At 40.2% G+C, this 22,014-nt stretch carries 20 protein-coding genes and 1 pseudogene; 12 read left to right on the top strand and 9 right to left on the bottom strand.

Translation table 11 applies throughout. From position 1 onward, the window contains the following. Together AB4140_RS13815 and AB4140_RS13810 are read left to right on the top strand one after the other, a co-directional pair. On the top strand, positions 1-732 hold a 732-nt coding region (locus AB4140_RS13815; protein ID WP_372001376.1), incomplete at its 5' end, for a permease. A gap of 433 nt (positions 733-1,165) precedes the next feature. Beyond that, entirely contained in the window at positions 1,166-3,124 is a 1,959-nt protein-coding gene (locus tag AB4140_RS13810) for a multiheme c-type cytochrome (protein WP_372001374.1), read from the top strand. Between the two features lie 173 nt (positions 3,125-3,297). Here the strand turns inward: AB4140_RS13810 and AB4140_RS13805 are convergent, their stop codons facing one another. Then, a complete protein-coding gene (locus AB4140_RS13805) occupies positions 3,298-4,092 on the bottom strand; it encodes a S1/P1 nuclease (protein WP_372001372.1) in 795 nt (264 codons plus the stop codon). A 326-nt stretch (positions 4,093-4,418) separates the two neighbouring features. On the opposite strand from AB4140_RS13805, the gene AB4140_RS13800 reads away from it, so the two are divergent. The 3 genes from AB4140_RS13800 to AB4140_RS13790 all read left to right on the top strand — a co-directional run bounded on the left by AB4140_RS13800 (position 4,419) and on the right by AB4140_RS13790 (position 8,634). Beyond that, a complete protein-coding gene (locus tag AB4140_RS13800) occupies positions 4,419-7,631 on the top strand; it encodes a TonB-dependent receptor domain-containing protein (protein WP_372001370.1) in 3,213 nt (1,070 codons plus the stop codon). Between the two features lie 129 nt (positions 7,632-7,760). Beyond that, a complete protein-coding gene (locus AB4140_RS13795) occupies positions 7,761-8,240 on the top strand; it encodes a GNAT family N-acetyltransferase (RefSeq protein WP_372001368.1) in 480 nt (159 codons plus the stop codon). A gap of 76 nt (positions 8,241-8,316) precedes the next feature. Beyond that, positions 8,317-8,634 (top strand): putative quinol monooxygenase, encoded by a 318-nt coding sequence (locus tag AB4140_RS13790; protein WP_102436932.1) that lies wholly within the window; start codon positions 8,317-8,319, stop codon positions 8,632-8,634. 93 nt (positions 8,635-8,727) lie between these two features. Here AB4140_RS13790 and AB4140_RS13785 read toward each other — a convergent pair whose 3' ends face one another. Continuing rightward, positions 8,728-8,991, bottom strand: coding sequence for a hypothetical protein (locus AB4140_RS13785; RefSeq protein WP_102436930.1), 264 nt, complete (start codon positions 8,989-8,991; stop codon positions 8,728-8,730). A gap of 157 nt (positions 8,992-9,148) precedes the next feature. Here AB4140_RS13785 and AB4140_RS13780 point away from each other — a divergent pair, with 157 nt between their 5' ends. Next, a complete protein-coding gene (locus AB4140_RS13780; protein ID WP_102436928.1) occupies positions 9,149-10,027 on the top strand; it encodes a radical SAM protein in 879 nt (292 codons plus the stop codon). 76 nt (positions 10,028-10,103) lie between these two features. Here AB4140_RS13780 and AB4140_RS13775 read toward each other — a convergent pair whose 3' ends face one another. Next, the gene (locus tag AB4140_RS13775) at positions 10,104-10,811 is read right to left on the bottom strand and encodes a DUF3313 family protein (protein ID WP_372001365.1); all 708 of its coding nucleotides are present in this window, start codon (positions 10,809-10,811) and stop codon (positions 10,104-10,106) included. Between the two features lie 140 nt (positions 10,812-10,951). Here AB4140_RS13775 and AB4140_RS13770 point away from each other — a divergent pair, with 140 nt between their 5' ends. Beyond that, entirely contained in the window at positions 10,952-11,425 is a 474-nt protein-coding gene (locus AB4140_RS13770; RefSeq protein ID WP_241901083.1) for a GNAT family N-acetyltransferase, read from the top strand. A gap of 27 nt (positions 11,426-11,452) precedes the next feature. On the opposite strand, the gene AB4140_RS13765 is transcribed toward AB4140_RS13770, so the two are convergent. From AB4140_RS13765 to AB4140_RS13755, 3 genes are all read right to left on the bottom strand, one after another. After that, on the bottom strand, positions 11,453-11,647 hold the full coding sequence (locus tag AB4140_RS13765; protein ID WP_102436925.1) for a helix-turn-helix transcriptional regulator: 195 nt from the start codon (positions 11,645-11,647) through the stop codon (positions 11,453-11,455). Further along, positions 11,644-12,066, bottom strand: coding sequence for a hypothetical protein (locus tag AB4140_RS13760; RefSeq protein WP_102436923.1), 423 nt, complete (start codon positions 12,064-12,066; stop codon positions 11,644-11,646). Before AB4140_RS13760 ends, AB4140_RS13765 begins: the two co-directional genes overlap by 4 nt. A 263-nt stretch (positions 12,067-12,329) precedes the next feature. Continuing rightward, positions 12,330-13,163, bottom strand: coding sequence for a mechanosensitive ion channel family protein (locus AB4140_RS13755; RefSeq protein WP_102436921.1), 834 nt, complete (start codon positions 13,161-13,163; stop codon positions 12,330-12,332). A gap of 311 nt (positions 13,164-13,474) precedes the next feature. Here AB4140_RS13755 and AB4140_RS13750 point away from each other — a divergent pair, with 311 nt between their 5' ends. Beyond that, on the top strand, positions 13,475-13,942 hold the full coding sequence (locus AB4140_RS13750) for a hypothetical protein (protein ID WP_303414671.1): 468 nt from the start codon (positions 13,475-13,477) through the stop codon (positions 13,940-13,942). Positions 13,943-14,041: 99 nt separating this feature from the next. Here the strand turns inward: AB4140_RS13750 and AB4140_RS13745 are convergent, their stop codons facing one another. Continuing rightward, positions 14,042-14,251 (bottom strand): YdcH family protein, encoded by a 210-nt coding sequence (locus AB4140_RS13745; protein ID WP_076539247.1) that lies wholly within the window; start codon positions 14,249-14,251, stop codon positions 14,042-14,044. Between the two features lie 304 nt (positions 14,252-14,555). On the opposite strand from AB4140_RS13745, the gene udp reads away from it, so the two are divergent. From udp to AB4140_RS13725, 4 genes are all read left to right on the top strand, one after another. After that, entirely contained in the window at positions 14,556-15,314 is a 759-nt protein-coding gene (gene udp, locus AB4140_RS13740) for a uridine phosphorylase (RefSeq protein WP_102436917.1), read from the top strand. Between the two features lie 333 nt (positions 15,315-15,647). Beyond that, positions 15,648-16,142 (top strand): NfeD family protein, encoded by a 495-nt coding sequence (locus tag AB4140_RS13735; RefSeq protein ID WP_102436916.1) that lies wholly within the window; start codon positions 15,648-15,650, stop codon positions 16,140-16,142. 126 nt (positions 16,143-16,268) lie between these two features. Further along, the gene (locus AB4140_RS13730; protein ID WP_102436914.1) at positions 16,269-17,198 is read left to right on the top strand and encodes a slipin family protein; all 930 of its coding nucleotides are present in this window, start codon (positions 16,269-16,271) and stop codon (positions 17,196-17,198) included. Further along, positions 17,198-18,139: an SPFH domain-containing protein gene (locus AB4140_RS13725; protein ID WP_102436912.1), complete on the top strand. Its 942-nt coding sequence runs from the start codon at positions 17,198-17,200 to the stop codon at positions 18,137-18,139. The genes AB4140_RS13730 and AB4140_RS13725 overlap by 1 nt, the downstream gene beginning before the upstream one ends. Before the next feature lie 497 nt (positions 18,140-18,636). On the opposite strand, the gene AB4140_RS13720 is transcribed toward AB4140_RS13725, so the two are convergent. Then, a complete protein-coding gene (locus tag AB4140_RS13720) occupies positions 18,637-19,938 on the bottom strand; it encodes a hypothetical protein (RefSeq protein WP_372001359.1) in 1,302 nt (433 codons plus the stop codon). Between the two features lie 231 nt (positions 19,939-20,169). After that, positions 20,170-20,310: pseudogene (locus AB4140_RS13715) on the bottom strand (transposase domain-containing protein); the annotation flags it as partial. Positions 20,311-22,014: the final 1,704 nt, after the last annotated feature.

Genomic DNA, 22,014 nt, shown 5'->3' with positions numbered 1-22,014 from the left:
GAATCCGTTAAGGCTGAGGCTACAAGTTGCTGTTCAAGCAAGTCAGAGGCCGCTAAAGAACAGACAAGTAGTTGTTGTTCAAGTGAGACAACGTCTGCTGCCAGTGAAGAAAGCTGCTGTGCATCAACCCAAGACATGGCGACCGAGCTTAAACAAGAAACTATTCTGTCTCGTATCTTCACTGGACTTAAGTATGCCGCAACCGATTTAGTGCGAGATACGACGTTGTGGTTATTAGTCGGATTATTCTTTGCTGCGTTAGTACAAACCTATGTGCCGACTGACTTTTTAGCAAAATGGGGTGATGGCATTCTCGCTATGCTAGTCATGGTGTTAATTTCAGTGCCTATGTATATCTGCGCCACCGCATCAACACCTATTGCTGCTGGTTTGTTATTAGCAGGGGTATCACCGGGTGCGGTCTTAGTATTCATGATGGCAGGGCCTGCGACTAATATCGCCACATTAGGTGTGGTAGCGAAAGAGTTAGGTAAACGCGCCTTGTTTGGCTACTTAGGCGGCGTATTAGGTGTGGCTTTGGTTGCAGGGATATTGGTTAACTATCTTGTGGCTGAGTTTGGCTTTGTAGTGATGCCGCAAATTGGTGAACACCATGAATTACTCCCTCACTGGTTAGTGCTAAGTTCTGGCATTGTGTTAGCGGTACTAATGGCAAAAGTCGTTTGGGATAAACTGCCTAAAATGAACATAAAACGAGATTGCTGTTCATAAGCTTTGATTGTCCCTTATAAACCACAAAGGCCCTTGAAGGGCCTTTTTTATGTGAGTTATTGCCATTTATAGAGGGCTTGGCCGTAAGAACATCTTAAAGCGCTATTTATATCGGTTTAATGGTCAAATCTAGTCGATATATAAGAAGAAAATAATTAATAATTTAACATTTTTAGCACTCATAAAATTACGAGCTAGATACATTTTGATGCAAACGTTATTAAAAACAGGTATTTAATTGTTTGTTAAATAAGCTGGTTATTATATAAGGAAGTGTTTAATAAGATCTGGATCAAATAATTATCATAAAGAGTTATTTTAATATTTTTTACGGCATTGCGTGTGACGGTTATCACCCTTCGACTTTGTAGAAAAGATTATATTCAAGGTCGGTTTATACCTAATAAGTAGTAATAAGCTACTAGGAGTGATGATGAAACATTTAACGAAACGCAAATTAGCATTCGTTATCGCAGCAGCAATGGGGATTGCGGGTTGTGCTGACGATGGAAAAGATGGACAAGATGGCGCACCAGGTGAACCAGGTCCAGGTCCTAATCCACCAGTGACAGAAGTCAGTGAAGTAACCACTGTTACTATGATCAATCATGCATTAGAAGAAGGTCAAATTCGCTATGAATTTGAAGTAACTAATGAAGACGGTGAATTAGTTAACGGTTTAGCGAAAGCTGAAGCTAAATTTGCTGAAAAAACTGAAAACGGCGTAGTAATGAACCGTGACGGTGCTATCGGCGGTTATACTGATACAACTAAAGAAGGTGCAGTATTAAACGCGCTTGGCGATGGTCATTATGAGTTCATTGCGCCTATGCCTGCAGTAACAACTGCTTCAGAAGGTATTGTTTGGTTGCGAGTTGGCGGTGATGATTCAACTCAAATCGCACGCTCACAACCTATGGTTGTTGCTAAAGCTGATATGGTTCATACAACAACGACTGAAGCTTGTCAGTCATGTCACGTTGACTATGCAGCGTCACACCTTAAACATCCTAGCTACACAGCAATTAATGCTGATGGCGAAGTAGATTTAGTCGGTGGCTGTATGGTGTGTCATAACAACGTATCTCAAGCTGAAGAGAATGGCGGTTACGCAACCAATACATTCCAAAAAATTGGTCATATTAATCATGTGACTCGAACTAAAGATGGCAAAGAAGTATTAGGTTTTGAAAAAGACTTCGCTGTAACTAATTGTTATACCTGTCACGCTGAGCCAGTGATGAACACTAGCATTGCTGGTAACGGTTGTAGCGATTGTCACTCGACTGATATGTCAGAGTCAGCGGCTTTATTATCAGCTAATAGTGATTTTGATGCCCGTGAATTCCATGCTAAATCAGCACTTATTGGCCTAGACGAACGTCAAACAATTCGTGCAGAACATAGCACTTCACTTTCAGCTATCTACATGAATGATCTTGGTAATTACTGTACTGATTTGACTTTATTCAAAGGCGAAGAAGTTTTAGATATTGAAGCATTATATGCTGAAGATGGAACTGGCACTTTAAGTTACGCAAGTACTTATCTTCATGGCTACAACAACAAGTCTATCGTTGGCCGTGAATCACGTAGTTATGAAACGTCTTATAAAGGCGACGGCAGCAAAACCTTCTGTCACGAAACCTTAGATCTACAAACGCCGCAAATCATGGCAAGCTCTCGTGTTACGTTCAATCTTGGTGAAGATGCTGGCTATGATGGCGTATCTTTCACTAGCTACTCACCAGTGGTTGAATTAGCTGATTTATCAAAAGAAACTGATTATGAGCGTCGTCATTCAGTAACTGCTGATAGCTGTACTACTTGTCACAATAATGACACTAACTACCACAAGAACGGTAGTTATGTTGAAGGTGGCTTAGATTGTGTTGCTTGTCATAACAATGGTCAAGATCGTAGTGCTAAGAACTCTGCACCAGGCTTTGGCCCTATGGTTCACAGCATGCACTGGGGTATCGGTAACGAGCTGTCTGGCGCTAAGCAAGATGAAGACGGCAACAATGTGGCTAACTCAGCAGACCGATTAAACGCAGAAAACTGTGTGTCTTGTCATGCTGAAGGTATCTCACTAGCTGAAATTCCTAACCAGTATATGCTTTCTAGAGCATTTAATGGTGGTTCTGTTGGAGTTGCAACAAGCCCAATTACAGCAAATTGTTATGCATGTCATACATCAGCATCAGCATTGAGTCACATGGAGCAAAATGGTGGACAGCTAAATATGAAAGTCCCTACTGGTATTAATGAAGAAGGAAATGATTTTGTTATACCTGGATGGCATACAACACCAACTGCTGAATCTTGTGCAACATGTCATGATACTGGTAAATCATTCGGTATCGACAAGTTCCATAACTTCGAACGTTAATGATTCATTATCGACATAAATGCCCTGCAAGGTTATGTTGATAACAATGATTTAATCGTGAGAGATTAAAAACAAAAGAGCCACTATGACTAGTGGCTCTTTTTTTACGTTTGTGTTGCAAAATTAATGCAATTTAGCGCAACAAATAAGTCATTTTAAAGACGCTTTTAATATTATTGACTAAAAATAATATTCAACTTTTCCGCTAAGCGAATGCCTGCTTGCTGCATTCTTAGCTCCACAGTTGGGGTGTGGTCGAAAATATATTGGAAGCGCAAATCAGGTTGATCATCACGATTTTTTTCTAACTCATACGCGGCATCACGCAAGGCTTTGGATTCATCCGCCCACACATAATAGTTTTGGCCTTGCCAGTCGCTGATATCTTTTGCTGAAATACGACTGATAAATTTAGTGTATTCGGTATAGCTTAATTTTTGATGCTCAATCAGCTTGCTATCCCACACTGAATGCAAATTAGTGTCGTCGCCAAACCACTTCAATTTAACTGAATTACCGCCGCGATCATGGCTGTGACCTACGTGTAATGGCTGATGAATATCGCCGACAAAATGCACATAAAAGGCTAAAGCTTGCCATTTATCTTGTTCAGGTGTAGTGGCGTTTTTTAGTACTTTCTCATACTTTTCAAGACGTTCAATAATATCGCCTTTCGGGTTTCTGGTGACTGTGTCCCAGGTTTTGCCATCGTCAATTGACACATAATGCCAAGGCGATGAGTGATACCAATTTTTGTCTGAACGGATCTCATCAGCCCAAGTAGACATCTGTGCCAGCGATTCACCTTTTGTCAGCTGATTAATCTTTTCTTGAGCGGTTTTGGATAAATTATTTTGGGCAATTTCACCAATAATACGGTGACCTAATTGGCCAAATGCCTGTGCTTGTTGGCTGGCAAAAGCAGATAAAGCTAGTGTGGCACTGATTAACAATATAGCAGGTTTCATTATTATTATTCCATTGGCATTTAAGTAGCTTGGACCTAGTAAACCACTTAAATGAGGTTAGACAGCGAATGATGAAAGTCACTTTTTAGATTAATTTTTTGTGACTAAAGAGCCTACTTTGCGGCTGTTGTTCATGCTTTGTTGTGGATGTTGCGCGAAGTTGACGCTCGCAGTTTAAGTTTTGTTGCTAAATAGTTCAACAATGACATGATTTTGAAACAAATTGGTTATAAACTAGCGCCTGAAGTTTTTACTCTACAAACTTCTTTATAAAGCTAGATTAACTAGTACATAAATAAATATAAAAATATTTCAGGGGTCTGAAAATGTTAAACAATAAAATCAGTCGCTTAGCGCTAGCGACATGCTTTGCTATGGGCGTTTCTCTACCAGCCATGGCCGCAGATACTGCATCAAACATCCGCGGTCAGATTGTTGGTCCTCAAGGAAATGCTGTTACAGATGCAACAATTACTATCATCCATGAACCAACAGGGACTGTAACAGAAGTGTCAGTAGGCGCTGAGGGTCAATTCCTTGCTCGTGGTCTTCGTGTTGGTGGTCCTTATCTGATCAAAGTTGATTCAGGTAAATTTGCTGATGATATAGAGCAAGATTTATATCTAAACGTCGGTGAAACATTACGTTTTAACCGTACTCTGCAATCTGCAGCTGATATGGAACGTATCGGTGTTGTCGGTAATGCTAGTTACTACCGCAGTGCTGGGGCTAACAGCGAGTTTGGTGCAAAAGAAATTGCTAACGCACCAGGAATTAGTCGTGATCTTAAAGATGTATTGCGTCAAAACCCAATGGCTGTAGTCGGCACTGATGGTATCTCAATGAGCGTAGCGGGTATGAACCCTCGCTTTAACACCTTCGTTGTCGATGGTATTTCTCAAAATGATGATTTCGGCCTTAACTCAAATGGTTATCCGACTCAACGCTCACCCATCTCAATTGATGCAGTAGAAAGTGTTGCATTGAATGTTTCTCCTTATACAGCACGATTAGGTGGCTTTACTGGCGCGCAGATTAATGCGGTAACTAAGTCTGGTACTAACGAAGTTTCAGGTACCGTTTTTTACGAAATGACCAATGACAGCATGGCTGGTGAAGGTCTTACTCGCGCAGATGAAGATGGTGTTCGTGAAAAGGTAGAACAAAAATTCGAAGAAAAAACCTTTGGAGGCACCATTGGCTTCCCAATCATCAAAGATAAACTGTTTTTCTTTGGTTCTTATGAAAGCTTTGATGCGCCAAAATCTGCTGAATGGGGACCTGAAGGAGCTGGTTTTGGCAACAACTCTGACATAACAGAAGCCGAATTGCAGCGTGTGAGAGATGCAGCAGCAAGCATTTACGGTCTAGAAAATATTGGTGCTTACGATAAAACCCCTCAAGAAGAAGATAAGAAAATTCTGGCTAAAATTGACTGGAATATTAACGACGATCACCGTGCCAGTTTTACTTATCAAAATACCAAAGGTAACTTAACTAACAACTTAGCAAGCAACTCAAGCAGCATTAAGTTATCAAGCACTTGGTATAACAAAGAAGAAATCTTAGAAACGTACGCTGCTAATTTATACAGCGACTGGACTGAAGATTTCAGTACTGAAATTAAAGTGTCATACAAAGATACCACTTCAAACTCAAACACCATTGATGACCTAGGTATTGGCCAAGTTGAAGTACAAACTTACTGGTTCCCAAATGCTGATGAACCATGGAAAAGCTTTGGTTCAGGCGACAAAATTACCTTTGGTACTGATAAATCACGCCAAGCTAATGAGCTAAATAACCAAAATTTAGAAATGCGTTTTGTTGGTGATTACTACTTAGGTGATCATGAAATAGGCTTTGGTGTGCAATACAATAAAATTGAAGTATTCAATTTGTTCGCACAAAACGTATCGGGTAATTGGAGTTTCAAATCAATTGAAGACTTTGAGCAGGCCATTGTTGATGACTTCTTTTATTCAAATGCAAAGTCAGGCAATCCAACAGACGTAGCTGCAGAATTTAATATGAGTACTTTAGCGTTGTTTGCTGAGGATACTTGGAATATTAATGACGACTTAGAAATGACCTTTGGCTTACGCTACGAAACCATCAGCATGTCAGACTCACCTGCATTGAATGATAACTTTGTTGAACGCTATGGTTTTGCCAACAATGCTACTTTTGATGGCAAGGATATCTGGCTGCCACGTATCGGTTTAACTTATATCCTATCAGATGACGTGAAGTTGCGCGGTGGGGTGGGTCGTTATAGCGGTGGTTCACCAACGGTATGGATGTCTAACAGTTTCTCAAATGATGGTAATAGCTTACTAACATATGATGGTGGCTGGGATAACGCATGGGGCACGCCGGACTTTGGTGATGTACCAAGTGACGCACAAGATGGTTTAGTGGGCGGCGATGGTAACACTAACTCATTAGATCCTGATTTCGATTTACCTTCTGATTGGCGTGCAAGCATTGGCTTTGATAGCACCTGGGACTTCGGTGCACTAGGTCAAGATTGGTTCTTTGGTGGTGAATTCTTATATATCCAAAAAGAAAATGATGTTGCTTGGGTTGATCTCGCACGTCGTGAACTGAAAACGGATGATACTGGCCGCGTTATTTATGAAACATGGGACCCATTAGCTAACAATGGTGTTGGTGGAAACACTGACCGTTATGACTTGATGCTGACCAATGCCGAAGAAGATGGCACCAGTAAAACGTTATCTTTTACCTTAGCTAAGAGTTGGGATATGGGCCTGAATATGCGTGCTAGTTATGCATATAACTCAGTAGATGAAGGTAACCAAGGCTCATCTTCAACAGCCACTTCTAACTACCAATACACACCTGTTCAATCTGATCGCAATGGTACCTCTATGGGTCCTGGTTACTATGAAACGCCACACCGTTTCACTGTTAGCCTAGGTTATGAAACTGAGTTTGTTGCTGGTTATGCATCTAGCTTCAATATGTTCTACGAAGCCCGTGAAGGTAACCCGTTAACTTGGGTGCTTGGCTCTTATAAAGACGGTGGTTTCGGGGATCAAAGTGCGTTTTATGGTTCTTCATACTATCTACCTTATATACCAACGGACGCGGATGATCCGTTAGTAGAATATAACGGTTTAACGTACGAAGAGTTCAAGAAGGCGATTGATGAAATCGGTCTGAGTAAGTACGCAGGTGGTATTGCAGGTAAGGGTACTAGTAACCAACCATGGGTACATCAATTAGATTTCCGTTTCACTCAGGAACTACCAGGATTTATGGATGGGCATAAAGGTATTTTATACTTTGACGTGAAAAACGTACTTAACCTGATGAATGATGATTGGGGCCGTGTAGAAACACAAAGCTATGGTAGTAAGAAGTTGGTAGACCATAATTATAACCCAGAAACGGGTGTTTACTCTTACTCAGTGCCTTACGGGCAAGATGGGTTAGAGACTGACAATTACAATAGCTATGACGTAAACAAGTCTACTTGGCAGTTAAAAGTTGGCGTTAAATACAAGTTCTAAATTGAGCTAATTTAACCGATAAAATACCGAGCTTTGGCTCGGTATTTTTTTGCCTGAAATTCACCAGTTAATCCACTTATTTAATCATGCTAGACTGCGGCCATAGAGATCAATTTTTGGTGGGTAGTTATGTCGTTACTAAATTCAATGCACTGGAAGCTATTGAGCTTTAATGAACTCAGCCTTGATGAGTTGTATGAGCTATTAAAACTCAGAGTCGATGTGTTTGTGGTAGAGCAAAACTGCCCTTATCCCGAGCTTGATGATAAAGACCGATTACCGCAAACCAAGCATTTGTTAGGAATGAATCAGCAAGGTGAACTCATTGCGTATACGCGAATTTTAGCGGCAGGTGTGAGTTATGATGAAGCCAGTATTGGCCGAGTGATTGTGGCAGAAAAGGGCCGTGGACATGGTATTGCACATGCGTTAATGCAGCGCTCAATTAATGTTGTTAAAACTCAGTGGCCGCAAACCAGCATCCAAATAGGCGCGCAACAATATCTCAGCGATTTTTATCAGCAGCAGGGCTTTATCTTAAATTCAGAAATGTATCTTGAAGACGGCATACCGCATATCGATATGCTACTTAATTTACAAAATAACTAGTCATTTAAGACTGCTATAGGAACAGTTTATTTAGTTTGTATTAGCGTATTTATATTATCAGTATTAAGGAAAAATAATGTCAGATTTTATCATCAATAATACCCGTATCGTCTGTGTTGCTCAGTTTGTTGCTAAAGAAGGTAAACGTGATTTACTGGTTGAAGCTCTTGCTAAGCTGATCCCAGCGACTCGCCGAGAATTAGGCTGTATTCGCTACGAGTTAAATATCAGTTTAGATGATGATAGCAAAGTGGCCTTTGTGGAAAAATTTGCCGACAGAGCAGTATTTGATAAACATAATGCGACTGATTATATTCAAAATTATTTCCATAATGTTATGCCTGAGCTTGTTGAGTCACATAAGGTTGAAGTGTTCAATGAAGTGATTGCTTAAGCATTAAACTGATTAGCAAAATGAAAAAAAGAGTGCGAGTGCACTCTTTAAATTATTTCGATTATACGATGATAGCTTTGTTAATCGCTAAGTTTAATGGGGCTTAGGTAATTCCCTTAAGGTTAAATTAGGGTGTAAATTTAACTCACCTTCATGGTCAATAATGGCGATGTCATCTTGCTGAGAAATTACAGCCAGAGGGCCTTCTGGCATGCTTCTCACAAAAAGCAATCTGTAACCAAAGCGGTTTAAATCGTATAGGGCAACTTTTTGATCTGCAGTCAGCAACTCCCAATGCTCTTCATGAGAACGAGGGTTTTCACGTCTTTCACTGAGCTGATATGCGACTTGATTCATAAATCAATTGGCCTGAATAATTATTTTTATTAATCGACTATAAACAAGCAAAATGATCAATTCAAACGTTTTATTGCAAAAAATAGAATGAAAAACAATCTTAACGAGTGTTTTTAATACAAAAACTGTCATTGATAGGGATTTAGAGGTTATTTAGATGATTCACTATATTGAACCGGTTTATCGACCACCATCAGAGTGGAAGTCGCTGATATTGCAGGTGACCAATGGTTGTAGCTGGAACCAATGTTCCTTTTGCGATATGTATACCCAAGAGCAAAAAAAATTTCGCGCCCACAAAGTCGATGCTATTGAGCAAGATATTCTCAGCGCTGCCGCTTCAGGGGTACCAATCTCTAGAGTGTTTCTAGCTGATGGTGATGCAATGACGTTGCCGTTTAAGCGCTTAAAAGAAATCTGCCAGCTGATTAATAAACATTTACCCAGTGTCACTCGCATTAGTAGTTATTGCTTACCGCGTAATTTAACTAACAAAACCGTTGAACAGTTGGCGGAGCTTAAAGCCTTAGGCTTGTCTTTACTTTATATCGGCTGTGAAAGTGGTGACGATGAAGTGTTAACCCGTATCCAAAAAGGCGAAACCTTTGAATCCTCTTTAGCTGCTTTAAGCAAAATAAAGCAAGCCGGGATCAAGTCATCAGTGATGATTTTAATGGGGCTAGGGGGCAAGGCGCTTTCTATTCAGCACGCTAAGGCATCTGCAGAGTTGATGAATCAAGCTCAGCCTGAGTATTTATCTACCTTGGTGGTGACATTGCCATTGGGGACCGAGAGAATGGATCAGGCATTTGATGGTGATTTTGTGTTGCCCGATCAACTGGGGCTGTTGACCGAAATGCAAACTTTGTTATCGGGCCTTACACTGGAGAAAACTATTTTTCGTTCTGATCATGCCTCAAACTATTTAGTGCTGAAAGGCGTTTTAGGCAAAGATAAGCCGCAATTACTGGCTCAAGTAGAACAAGCGATTAAAGGCAGTATTCCGTTACGCCAAGAATGGCAGCGGGGCTTGTAATTAACAGTGCCAATTGTGGTATCACAATTGGCACAGAGCTTATCGAGTATGTTTTTAAGGCTTATTGCTATTGACTCTATTCTTCGGCTACCGCCGTCATTAAGGCATTTTTGAAATCATTGACCCAGTGACGATAAACCGTTTTAACATCACCCCAATTGAATACTTGGGTGTTTTGACGCCATTGATCAAAGCCCACACTGCGATCAGCCGCTTTGGCTAACACTTCACCGCTTTGTCCATCTTTAAGTACCGCCAATAACACCATTGAGCCTGAGTTCTGCGTATAAGTTTTTCCCATGGAATTATAGCTTCGGCGGGATTTTTCAATTGGCGCGCTTAAGCGGATATCGGTTACAGCGGTTTCAATCACTAAGGTGTTAGGACCTTTTTCTGTGACTAACTCAAAGGGCTGCTCACTATTGAACACATCGCTAACGGTTTTACTAAATTGCAGCGCCATTTTATCAAGGGACTCTTGGGGTAAGTCGTAGGTGGCATTAGGCCCTTCAGTTTGTTTATTAATTCGAGGCGCTCGATAACCTTCAGGATGATCATTGGTGACTTGGGTCGGTTCAAAGTACAGTTTGGTATATTGGCGCCAATTTACATCGGGTCTTGCGTACGATAAGGCCAGTCTGGAGTTATCGACTTTAACTAAACCTTCTTTGGTTATTTCAGCGTCCGGTCCTTGTTGCAGGCTGGCAGGCCCCGATGCACAGCCCATGAGAGTGAATGCTATCAAGCAAATTAAGGGGCTAGCAGTTAAATAAGTCTTGCGCATATAATCAATCCATTAATGTATATTGTGCTAATAAATATGGCAGCTATCACTGCAGAGTCAATAATAGATTTAGCGCTCAGAGTCAGTGTTTGAATTATGGCTTTTGGTTAAACAAGACTAAAAATAGAAGGTTTATGAGCATGAGTTCAAACATGGATATTCGAGTCGATGATTTGTCTGGCGTTGAGGTGGCGGCACTATTAAATGAACACTTGCAGGACATGTACGCCACGTCGCCAGCAGAAAGTGTCCATGCGCTAGATTTAACCAAACTGCGCCAAGATGATATTACCTTTTGGACTGTGTGGGAAAATCAGCAGCTACTTGGCTGCGGCGCAATTAAACAATTAACTGCCAGCCACGGTGAAATAAAGTCGATGCGGGTTGCTAATGCACATCGCGGTAAAGGTGTTGCTAAGCACTTACTGCAACATATGCTAGCGTTTGCTAAATGTCAGGGTTATGAGAAGTTAAGCCTAGAAACCGGCTCAATGGATTTTTTTAAACCCGCAAGGCAATTGTATCAAAGCTTTGGTTTTGACATTGGCGATAAGTTTGCTGATTATGATAATGACCCTAGCAGCCTATTTATGCATAAAACCTTAACGGCCTGAGTAGTATTGAGCTGACGAAGAGGCAGGTTATGCCTCATCTTGAAAGATATCTTCAATGGTTAGCCCAAAAAGGCGCGCCGCTTTAAATGCCAATGGCAAACTTGGATCAAACTTTCCTTTCTCAATAGCATTAATAGTCTGTCTAGAAACGCTCAGTAACTCTGCCAGTTGTGCTTGGGTTAAGTCCCGTTCTGCGCGAAGTACTTTTAATCTGTTTTTCATCGGTACTTCCTATTGCCTAAAATTATCCCCACCATGTAGGTCAAACTCATGATGATGACTAAGTGAGATATCTCTGCATGAGCATTAATCAGCCCTGTGGTGTCGAGCGTTGAATAACTGATGCCCACAATTAATCCGACGCCTAAACTCAGCCCCATGGCGTTAAGCTGAATTTTTTGTTGTAGTTCATCAAGGGAAGCTAGGTGTTTTTTATTAGCGAAAATCATCCCGATACCGACCAAAAAATTAAATCCAATCGCAGCGGCGGTAATGATGTCATGTTGCGACCAAATAAACATTGGACCAAAAGTCGATATCGCGAGTGTGATGACCCATGCAGCGGTCCATTTGGCTAAACGATTGCTGTTAACGTTATTGCACTTTTTCCAATCATTTTCTGTTGAGTTAGGTGTATTCATAAATCATTCCTTTCAAGTTAGCTTGTCTTTAAGTAAGGTAAACTTGACCTAACTATGTAACTAAAAATTACTCATGTCAAGTTTTGATGACATTTAGTAAGCAAATGGTGACTTTTACTGATGACTATAACGGTGACAATATAAAGCTGAATTCAGCCAGTTATTATATAAACTGGCTGAGAATACTTAGATATTTTACGTTGAAATAACGATTGTTTACTTAGCTTTTAGCATTCGCCTGAAGACATATTTTACGGGCTAAGCTACTGCTGCAAATGTATTTCTCTTACAGGACATGGAATGGTTATATCAGCTGATTTAAGCGCTTTGATTATGGCTAAATTCGCTTGGTACTTGTCTTCAAAATAGCTATTGGTTGGCACCCAATAACGCACACCGATTTCCATCCCGATACTGTTGAAATCATTAATGCCCACTTGTGGAGTGCGCGTTTGGCTGACGCCTCCATGGCTCATGACAGCATCTGAAATCAATTTAATCACTTGCTGGGGATCGGTTTGATAATCAATATTAAATTGAGTGTCGACTAGCTTATATTCATGAGAGTTATGCAGTATTTCACCGACAATATGTTTATTAGGGATACTGATTAACTCGCCTTCTTCATTGGTTAATATGGTTAAGCCGAGCTGAATTTGTTTTACCACTCCAGCCACACCTTTAATTTCAATGGTGTTACCAATAACAAAAGGTCGGGTAACAATAATGGTGACCCCAGCAGCATAGTTGGCCAGCATCCCCTGAAGTGCTAAACCTGCACCTAATGATGCGGCACCAATTGCGGCCACCATTGGGGTGACGCTAATACCGAGTTTCCCTAGCGAAATGATCGCCACCATCGCAATGATGCAAATCCTCACCAGATTGGAGACAAAATTGCCCAAGGTGACATCAATATCGTGCTTTTCGAATTGGCTAACAACGAAGTTCGATACTTTATTCGCTATCCAGATACCGATAAGTAAGATGATGACAGCGCCAACAATTTGAAAGCTGTATTGCACAATAAATTCAGTAAGAAGGTCGTAGACATTCTGTATTTGCTGCAGTTCTTGATCTAAGCTTGTTTCATTCATGATGATGTTCTTATTTTTGACGAATTAACAGAGAAATAATGCGTGATATTCCAATGGTAATAAAGTCATTTTTGCAATTAATTAACACTTATTGCTGTCGCTACTTTATTGTTGAAGCCTCTGTTATTGCGAATAATTAAGTCTGTATTAATCCGTGAGGTGCATCATGATTCTAATCCAATGTAATAAAGTCGAATCACAGATTCGAGTATAGTGAGTTGGCTATTTTTAATTTAAGACCTTATTAGCAAAAATGCCCAAACAATTTGTCATTTCAAATAAGGGCTTATCACTTAATTCAGGAAAATAACATGAAAGCGCTTTTATTTGCAGTTAGTGTACTTTTTATGGCTTCAGCACAGGCGAATGTGTTTGTCGTGAATGATAAAATTGAGCCAATTACCTTAGAAGATCAATTTGAACAACCGCTAGTGGTTAATGAGCAAACTCAAGTGGTTTTGTTTAGTCGCGGCATGAAAGGTGGCGAATTCATTCAAGCGGCATTAGAAGCAACAACAGCAGAGCAGCAACCTGCAAACTTGGTGTATATTGCTGATATCAGCGGTATGCCATCATTGATTGCTCGCTTTGTGGCTATCCCCCAAATGAAGGATTTACCGTTTGCTATGGGGTTAGATCGTGAAGGCGATGCAACTGCAAACTGGCCTACTGAAGAAGATATGGCCACTATGGTGACCCTAGATAAGTTAACCGTTGTTAGCATCGAGAACTTTGATTCAAACGAAACCTTAATCAAAGCACTTAGCGCCGTAAAATAACTGCTCTCGCTAAACAGATGGTTTACATGAGCCAACAAAAAGGACGCTTCAAGCGTCCTTTTTTGATCGCCAATATTGGCGATTAATACGCAATAGCCATTACTGCTTTTGCAGCATGGTAAAAATTTCTTCTTTTAAATGCAGCTTCTTTGATTTTAGTATTTTTAGCTCTGGGGTGCTATCGCTACTGTAATGCTGCTCATGATGTTTTATCTGCTCATCTAGCTGATTATGTTCATCAAAAATCTTTGAGAAATGGGCATTTGAGGTTTTAAGTTTACTGATTAGCTCACGGTACTCTGGAAACATCGACTTACTCCTTTTATCTAATGTTAACTACAAATTAGCGCTACTTGGCTGTAGGTAATGTGACCGGGATCAATAATTAATTGATTGCCCCAAAAACTTTTTAATCAACTAAAATTGGCTATTTAGCCTTTGCTGATTTATGGTGCTGTAAATTAGTGATGTTAGTTACATTTGTAATTTTTAATCATCACTCGAATGTTTAATAACAGAATTTATGTGACCCAGTTAACCTTCATAGCGTGGCTTGTGGGTTACAGTCGTCACAATTAGAATGATATCTTCAAATATGAAAGGGGTTTTCAATATGGCCGACGTATTTCACCTAGGATTAACCAAGCAAATGCTTGATGGCGCAACCTTAGCGATTGTTCCAGGGGATCCTGAGCGCGTTAAGCGCATCGCCGAATTAATGGAAAATGCGACTTTTTTAGCAAGTCACCGTGAATACACCAGCTATCTTGCTTATATTGATGGTAAAGCGGTTGTCGTATGTTCAACAGGTATTGGCGGACCATCAACATCTATCGCAGTAGAAGAGTTAGCACAACTAGGTGTGACGACTTTCTTACGCGTTGGTACCACTGGCGCGATTCAACCACATGTAAATGTCGGTGATGTTATTGTCACGCAAGCTTCAGTGCGCTTAGATGGCGCCAGTTTACACTTTGCCCCACTTGAGTTTCCAGCGGCTGCTAACTTTGACTGTACTACCGCTATGGTGGCAGCATGTCGTGACGCAGGCAAAGAGCCTCATGTGGGTATCACAGCATCATCTGATACATTCTACCCAGGCCAAGAACGTTACGATACGGTCTCAGGACGTGTAACCAGCCGCTTTGTGGGCTCAATGCAAGAGTGGCAAGCTATGGGCGTACTGAATTACGAAATGGAGTCAGCAACGCTATTTACTATGTGTGCAACACAAGGCTGGCGCGCAGCGTGTGTTGCTGGGGTTATCGTTAATCGTACCCAGCAAGAAATTCCTGATGAAGCCATGATGAAGAAAACCGAAGGCAGCGCGGTTGCAATTGTGGTTGCAGCTGCGAAAAAACTATTAGCTTAATATATTTAACTAATTGAATATAAAGGTGCTTAGGCACCTTTTTTATTACCTTCTTTTTATTGATTTATCCGATTTTTATACAGTTACTGCTAAGCTTTAGCAATGAAATATGATTGCAATATCATCAATATCCTGTATTGTTGACATAATATGTCGTGATATTGACGACCAATATATGGGTTAAAGAGTGCCCATATCCTGTGCTTGAGGTAGCACCACTATTACCACTGTGTAGTAGTTATCAATTTAAAGTTATCAGCTCTATAAAACCTTATCCAAGTTCGGGTTTTATAGCTTAAAGGAACATATGATAACGTTTTTACAGGGGGGTATATGGAATTTTCTAATCCAACCAGTATCTGGTTAATCGTCGGTATAGGGCTGATGTTGTCGGAAATTATTGTTCCCGGTGGCATCGTCATTTTATTAGGTGCAGCCTGTGTCATTGTGGCCGCAGCCTTATTTACCGGTATCGTCGATGGCACCGCGCAAAGCTTCACTTTATGGTTTATCACCTCAATGGTTCTATTGCTTAGTTTTCGCCATATCACCCAAAAAATGATTGGTGGTGACAAGCATGTGGATAATACCGATGAGGAAATGGATTTATATAATCAAGTTGTCACAGTTAAAGCTGATATTGGCCCGGGTGAAAAAACCGGTCGGGTGTTGTTTTCTGGTACTGAGTGGTCAGCACTAGGGGATGGCACTGAAATAAAAGCAGGCACTAAAGTGCGAATTATTTGCCGAGATAATATTGCCTTAGTGGTTGAGCCATATGCAGAAACTGAGTTAATGGGCGAAAGCTTCACTGATAAACAAGATTAGTCACAAAATAGCAGAATTAGGTTTTATTGATTTGGTCACCACACAGAGTGCCAACTGAGTAAAGGAATTAAGTCATGTATAGGGGGCTACGCTACCTGAACATGTTTTGCAAAAGGAAGGGGACATATGTTTGAACTAACCATAGCCATTTTATTTATATTTTTTATCTTATATAAATTGATGTTGATTGTACCGATGCGAGAGGTCAATGTGATTGAGCGCTTAGGTAAATTTAGAACCGTATTACAACCAGGGTTTCACTTTTTAGTGCCATTTGTTGATCGGGTAGCTTATCGCCACGATACTCGTGAAGAAGTACTAGATGTACCACCACAAAGTTGTATTTCAAAAGATAACACCCAGCTGGAAGTTGATGGTTTGGTCTACCTTAAAGTGATGGATGGCAAGTTAGCCAGTTACGGTATCGAAAATTACCGTAAAGCTGCGGTTAACCTCGCGCAAACCACCATGCGTTCAGAAATTGGTAAATTGACCCTATCGCAAACCTTTTCAGAGCGTGACAGTTTGAACGAGTCTATTGTTCGTGAAATTGACAAAGCGTCAGATCCTTGGGGCATTAAAGTGCTTCGCTATGAGATTAAAAATATCTCCCCATCAATACACGTGATCCACACCCTTGAAAAACAGATGGAAGCTGAGCGTAGAAAACGGGCTGAAATCACTTTAGCCAATGCTGAAAAAGACGCCATGATTAATATCTCTCAAGGTGAGCGCCAAGAGGCCATTAACCTCTCAGAAGGGCAAAAGCGAAAACGCATTAATGAAGCGATTGGCTCTGGCCAAGAAATTACCATTATTGCCAAAGCGAAAGCTGAAGGCATGGATATGATTTGCACCGCACTGGCTAACCAAGGTGGTAACGATGCGATGAATATGATGCTGAAAGAGCAGTTTATTAGCCAAGTGGGTGACATTTTAACTGAAACACAAGTCTCAGTGGTGCCTGCTGAAATGGCCAAGTTAGAAGGCTTCTTTGAAGGGATGGAGCAAGTGACCCATGCCGTAACTAACAGCCCAGTAAAAGGAGCACGCTAATGTTGAATGGAATTGATACCGATTTAATTGTTATGGGTATTTGGGGGGTGATTTTTGTTATTTTTGTGCTGAAATTATTCCAATCTATCCGCTTAGTACCCACTAAGTCAGCTTACATTGTTGAGCGACTAGGTAAATATCACAGCACCTTAGATGCCGGTTTTCATGCTTTAGTGCCTTTTGTTGATAAAGTGGCCTATATCCATGACCTAAAAGAAGAAACTATCGATGTGCCACCGCAAGAGTGTTTTTCTAGCGATGAAGTTAACGTTGAAGTAGACGGCGTCATTTATATCTCGATTACCGATCCCGTTAAAGCCAGTTACGGCATAACGGATTATCGTTATGCAGCGATCCAATTAGCGCAAACCACCACACGTTCAGTCATTGGTACCTTAGATTTAGACCGCACGTTTGAAGAGCGCGACATTATCTCGGCCAAGGTCGTACAAGTGCTGGACGAAGCTGGCGCGATTTGGGGGATTCGAGTGCATCGTTATGAAATTAAAAACATTACCCCACCAGAAACCGTTAAAAATGCCATGGAAATGCAGGTTAATGCTGAGCGTGAGCGCCGTGCATTATTAGCCCAAAGTGAAGGTGACAAGCAGAGTAAAATTAACCGCTCAGAAGGTGTGATGGCTGAAACCATTAACCGCTCAGAGGGTGAAATGCAGCGCCGTATCAATGAGGCTGAAGGTAAAGGCGAAGAGATTTTAACGCTTGCTAAAGCCACTGCAGAATCCATTGAGCGCTTGGCGGTAGTGATCTCTAAACCCGGCGGTCAGAGTGCCTTAAGACTGCAGTTAGGTGAACAATACCTCAAACAGCTTGATGGCTTAAAAGATAAAGATAACCGTGTGGTGTTACCCGGCAATATGATTAATTTTGATTATTGGATGGATAGCATGGGTCTGGAAGATAATAAGAAAGCCAAATAATTGTTTAGTGGTAAAATTTAATTAAAAGAGGCTTGGCTAGAGTATACAGTAAAAACCATGTTCATTTGCGCGTGAGTGAGTGACAAGCCTTTACTGGCAATGCTTCTTGTGACATTTAAAGCGTACACACTATGTATATTGGTGTGTACGCTTTTTATCCCTGAAGGCTTAGCAAGGCGATGGCATCACTGCGTGAAAACCATCACCCTGCCAAAAGGGTATTTAAGGGACATGATGGTAAAGTAAAATAATAAAGCCACTCCTTACGCTCGCACAGCTCACTACTCGCTAGGCATTTATGATTTTTCTTGACCACCCGCTGAAACACGTTTCTGGACAAAAGCGTGTTAGTGACTTTGCTAAATTAGAAATTTGAAATCGGCCTTGAATCACTTTATTGAATTCGAAGACCGTTTAGAAATGTATACTTTAAGCAGGCAGTTACGCAGAATCTGTTACAGGGTCTGCCAGACGAGCTCTAAAGATTCTCATAATATTCATAGCAAATCATTTTTAATTGTTAAGAGTAAGGAATAATAAGCAATTGGCGTTTCAATCATTCCTAATGAGTACCCTTTATTTAGCAAGATTAATTCCTTCCTTGCTTGATAACAATCCTGTATGTCGACGAGTTTTGACTTCTCGGCACCGTCTATATGCTCTCTTCCTTTGCATTCTCTACTGAAACGTTTTAATTCTGACCTTACAGATGAGTTTAAATGCTCGCTGATAGTTTCACCTCCCTTAGGAATTAAATATGACTGTCCTTTTGCTGATAATTCGGACTTTAAACTTCCTATTTTTTCTCGGTGGGTTTGCACGGAGCTTTTTCTAAAGGCATCGCCATTACCCGACGGCAAAATTTCCAAGTTTAGCTTTTTCCAAACTTCTGGTTGGTTAATTACTACCTTTTCGATGCTACGGTCACTATTTAGTAGAGTGAAAAGTTCACCATTCATTGGGTGCTTAACAACAAACTGATGCTCGAACCAGTGCGCCTTATTGGCATGATCTATTTCAAAAATAGCATGGTTATTAGTGCTTTTTACATCGTAACTAGAGCCATTTCTAAACCTAATATCAGTAGCTAAACCATCAGAATTAATACTAAAGGAACTAATATTATTCAGGTACAAGTCTTTAATTGGTGTGAGAAATTGTTGAAGATCTCTAACGGATATTAGAATGTCCTTTTTACTATTAAAGTTTCCAATTCTAATAAATTCATACCTACTGCCATCTTTAAAGTGTAACTCACCAGTTGGGCCATTATATCCGGTATATTTTGTAAAATGATCTTTTCTCTTTAAGTCAAACTCTGCTTTTAGTTTTTCTTTTTTTAGGTGAGTTTGAGTATTAAAGATGTGCCAATTATCACTAATTTGGATTTGAGCAAGCTCAACATTATTTGAATCTATGCAAGTATATACTTCAGCCACTTCCTTTTTAATACTTGTAGAAGAAGTTTGTAAACTAAAACCATTTGATTTGCAAAAATCTGAGAAACCTTGAAGAAATGCTTTGCTATTTACTTCTTTATACTCACTACCTGCACCGCCTGTGTAATGGTAATTGTGTGAGTCACCATAGAAATCTTTAAAGTTCGGTTTTATCCAAACGTCATAGAGTCTTTCAAAGTCTCCTTGCGCTTCTTTTTTCTTAATATCGTCAAGGTAGAGAACTACATTCTCAATAGCAAGAGATTTTGCTGGTTCTAATGTCGAATGAGTCGTTGACTTACAGCCGCTTAACAGAATACTAATGCAGATAGTTAAAGGTAGGATGGTTTTATTATTCATTTTTTTCCTTTTGTAATTATTTTTAATCATTATAAACTCTTAACCAAATGATATTAAAAGCTTAAATTAAGTCACGAGCTTTAGATTCGCCTGCACTTTCCAATAGATAACTAATTTTACATAAAATAATCTTTTTTACTATCTATGAGAGGTGAATTGGGTGGTTTTTAATGTTTTTAAAATTAATAAAAAATGCGACTCGATATAACGTATCCGTCCGATGATCACCACCTAGCTGTTACTAACCTTCCATTGTAACAGCTTTTCAATGTCAGGTTGTGGTTGGCACAACTCGTCTAAACAAGCCATCACATAATCAAACGGAATAAGGCCATTGGCTTTGGCGGTTTCTATGATGCTATAGAGTGCAGCCCGTAGGATGCGTTAAAGAATGAAACCCATCAATGGCGGAAGATGCGCTTCGTTTCACTCAGCGTCATTCTACAAAAGAGCCGTATCTATAAATTGAATTTGCCAGAGATTATTCACATAAACAAAAATTTGCCTGAGAAATTAAGTGGCTGTCACGAAGCGGGGCATAAACGGTTTAGAGTGACCTTTTTAAACTGTTGTTGGACATTTCTGAGTGATTAAATAGCGATGGTGAAGATTGTTTAGATTAGATACAACTAAGTGACTTCAATGCCACTCAAAAAAAGTTGAGACAATGAGGCTTTTAGTTAACATATTTTTTCAATACTTTAGATCAAAAAGTGTCAACCTATCCGTGTTTGAAGTCACCCATAAAATAGCGTTTGTTAGTGAGCAATCTCGTTAAAAACAATATATTTAACAATGTATTAGAGCTATTTTCGTCATGTTGCCCGTGCCAATGTCACCCATAAAATAGCGTTTGTTAGTGAGCAATCTCGTTAAAAATAATATATTTAACAATGTATTAGAGCTATTTTGCGTCATGTCGTCCGTGCCAATGTCACCCATAGCGTTTAGATAATTAGAACTGAACATTGTCATGTCGTTCGTGGCAATGTCACCCATAAAACAGCGTTGGGTAGTTTCGTTAAAATAATCTATTTAACAATGTATTAGGGCTATTTTTCGTCATATCGTCCGTGCCGATGTCACCCATAGCGTTTAGATAATTAGAGCTGAACATTGTCATGTCGTCCGTGGCAATGTCACCCATAAAACAGCGTTGGGTAGTTTCGTTAAAAATAATCTATTTAACAATGTATTAGGGCTGTTTTGCGTCATATCGTCCGTGCCGATGTCACCCATAAAGCAGCGTTGGGTAGTTTCGTTAAAAATAATCTATTTAACAATGTATTAGGGCTATTTTGCGTCATATCGTCCGTGCCGATGTCACTCATAGATTTATGTGATCGAGTCGGTCGTGTGCGTAAGTTCTCCAAGCTAGATGTTACCCATAAAGTAACTGTTCAAGATAGTTTGAAAAATACAAAATAGGTATTATTTACATGCAGTTAGCATTGAAAGTGTCAACCTGTCCGAGTTTAATGTCACTCATGTTTTTTTGTGATCGAGTAGGTCGAGTGCGTAAGTTGTCTAAACTATATGTCACCATTAGGCGTCAATTGTCCAAGCTGGATGTCACCCTTAGGCGTCATTTGTCCAAGTGAGATGTCACCCTTAGAATGGCGACTTAAGATGATTTAAAGTGTGGAATGACTATTAGTTACATACAGTTAGCGCAAAATTATCAGCCAGTCCGAGTTTAGTGTTACTCATAAATTTTTGTGATCGAGTCGGTCTTGTGCGTAAGTTGTCCGAGTTTAATGTCACCCTTATGTGTCATTTGTCCAAGTGAGATGTCACCCTTAGAATGGCGACTTAAGATGATTTAAAGTGTAGAATGACTATTAATTACATACAGTTAGCGCAAAATCATCAGCCAGCCCGAGTTTAGTGTTACTCATAGATTTTTGTGATCGAGTCGGTCTTGTGCGTAAGTTGTCCGAGTTTAATGTCACCCTTATGCGTCATTTGTCCAAGTGAGATGTCACCCTTAGAATGGCGACTTAAGATGATTTAAAGTGTGGAATGACTATTAGTTACATACAGTTAGCGAAAAATCATCAGCCAGTCCGAGTTTAG

The sequence above is a fragment of the Shewanella sp. 10N.286.51.B2 genome, assembly GCF_041469265.1.
GTDB lineage: Bacteria > Pseudomonadota > Gammaproteobacteria > Enterobacterales > Shewanellaceae > Shewanella.
This window is presented reverse-complemented; position numbering and strand designations above follow the sequence as displayed.

Bases quoted from the DNA above. Each gene is read 5' to 3' on its own strand.
- AB4140_RS13755 (WP_102436921.1), bottom strand. From the start codon at position 13,163: ATGAATGAAACAAGCTTAGATCAAGAACTGCAGCAAATACAGAATGTC.
- AB4140_RS13765 (WP_102436925.1), bottom strand. From the start codon at position 11,647: ATGAAAAACAGATTAAAAGTACTTCGCGCAGAACGGGACTTAACCCAA.
- AB4140_RS13785 (WP_102436930.1), bottom strand. From the start codon at position 8,991: ATGAATCAAGTCGCATATCAGCTCAGTGAAAGACGTGAAAACCCTCGT.
- AB4140_RS13750 (WP_303414671.1), top strand. From the start codon at position 13,475: ATGAAAGCGCTTTTATTTGCAGTTAGTGTACTTTTTATGGCTTCAGCA.
- AB4140_RS13760 (WP_102436923.1), bottom strand. From the start codon at position 12,066: ATGAATACACCTAACTCAACAGAAAATGATTGGAAAAAGTGCAATAAC.
- AB4140_RS13810 (WP_372001374.1), top strand. From the start codon at position 1,166: ATGAAACATTTAACGAAACGCAAATTAGCATTCGTTATCGCAGCAGCA.
- AB4140_RS13735 (WP_102436916.1), top strand. From the start codon at position 15,648: ATGGAATTTTCTAATCCAACCAGTATCTGGTTAATCGTCGGTATAGGG.
- udp (WP_102436917.1), top strand. From the start codon at position 14,556: ATGGCCGACGTATTTCACCTAGGATTAACCAAGCAAATGCTTGATGGC.
- AB4140_RS13770 (WP_241901083.1), top strand. From the start codon at position 10,952: ATGAGTTCAAACATGGATATTCGAGTCGATGATTTGTCTGGCGTTGAG.
- AB4140_RS13725 (WP_102436912.1), top strand. From the start codon at position 17,198: ATGTTGAATGGAATTGATACCGATTTAATTGTTATGGGTATTTGGGGG.
- AB4140_RS13800 (WP_372001370.1), top strand. From the start codon at position 4,419: ATGTTAAACAATAAAATCAGTCGCTTAGCGCTAGCGACATGCTTTGCT.
- AB4140_RS13795 (WP_372001368.1), top strand. From the start codon at position 7,761: ATGTCGTTACTAAATTCAATGCACTGGAAGCTATTGAGCTTTAATGAA.
- AB4140_RS13775 (WP_372001365.1), bottom strand. From the start codon at position 10,811: ATGCGCAAGACTTATTTAACTGCTAGCCCCTTAATTTGCTTGATAGCA.
- AB4140_RS13780 (WP_102436928.1), top strand. From the start codon at position 9,149: ATGATTCACTATATTGAACCGGTTTATCGACCACCATCAGAGTGGAAG.
- AB4140_RS13805 (WP_372001372.1), bottom strand. From the start codon at position 4,092: ATGAAACCTGCTATATTGTTAATCAGTGCCACACTAGCTTTATCTGCT.
- AB4140_RS13790 (WP_102436932.1), top strand. From the start codon at position 8,317: ATGTCAGATTTTATCATCAATAATACCCGTATCGTCTGTGTTGCTCAG.
- AB4140_RS13745 (WP_076539247.1), bottom strand. From the start codon at position 14,251: ATGTTTCCAGAGTACCGTGAGCTAATCAGTAAACTTAAAACCTCAAAT.
- AB4140_RS13720 (WP_372001359.1), bottom strand. From the start codon at position 19,938: ATGAATAATAAAACCATCCTACCTTTAACTATCTGCATTAGTATTCTG.
- AB4140_RS13730 (WP_102436914.1), top strand. From the start codon at position 16,269: ATGTTTGAACTAACCATAGCCATTTTATTTATATTTTTTATCTTATAT.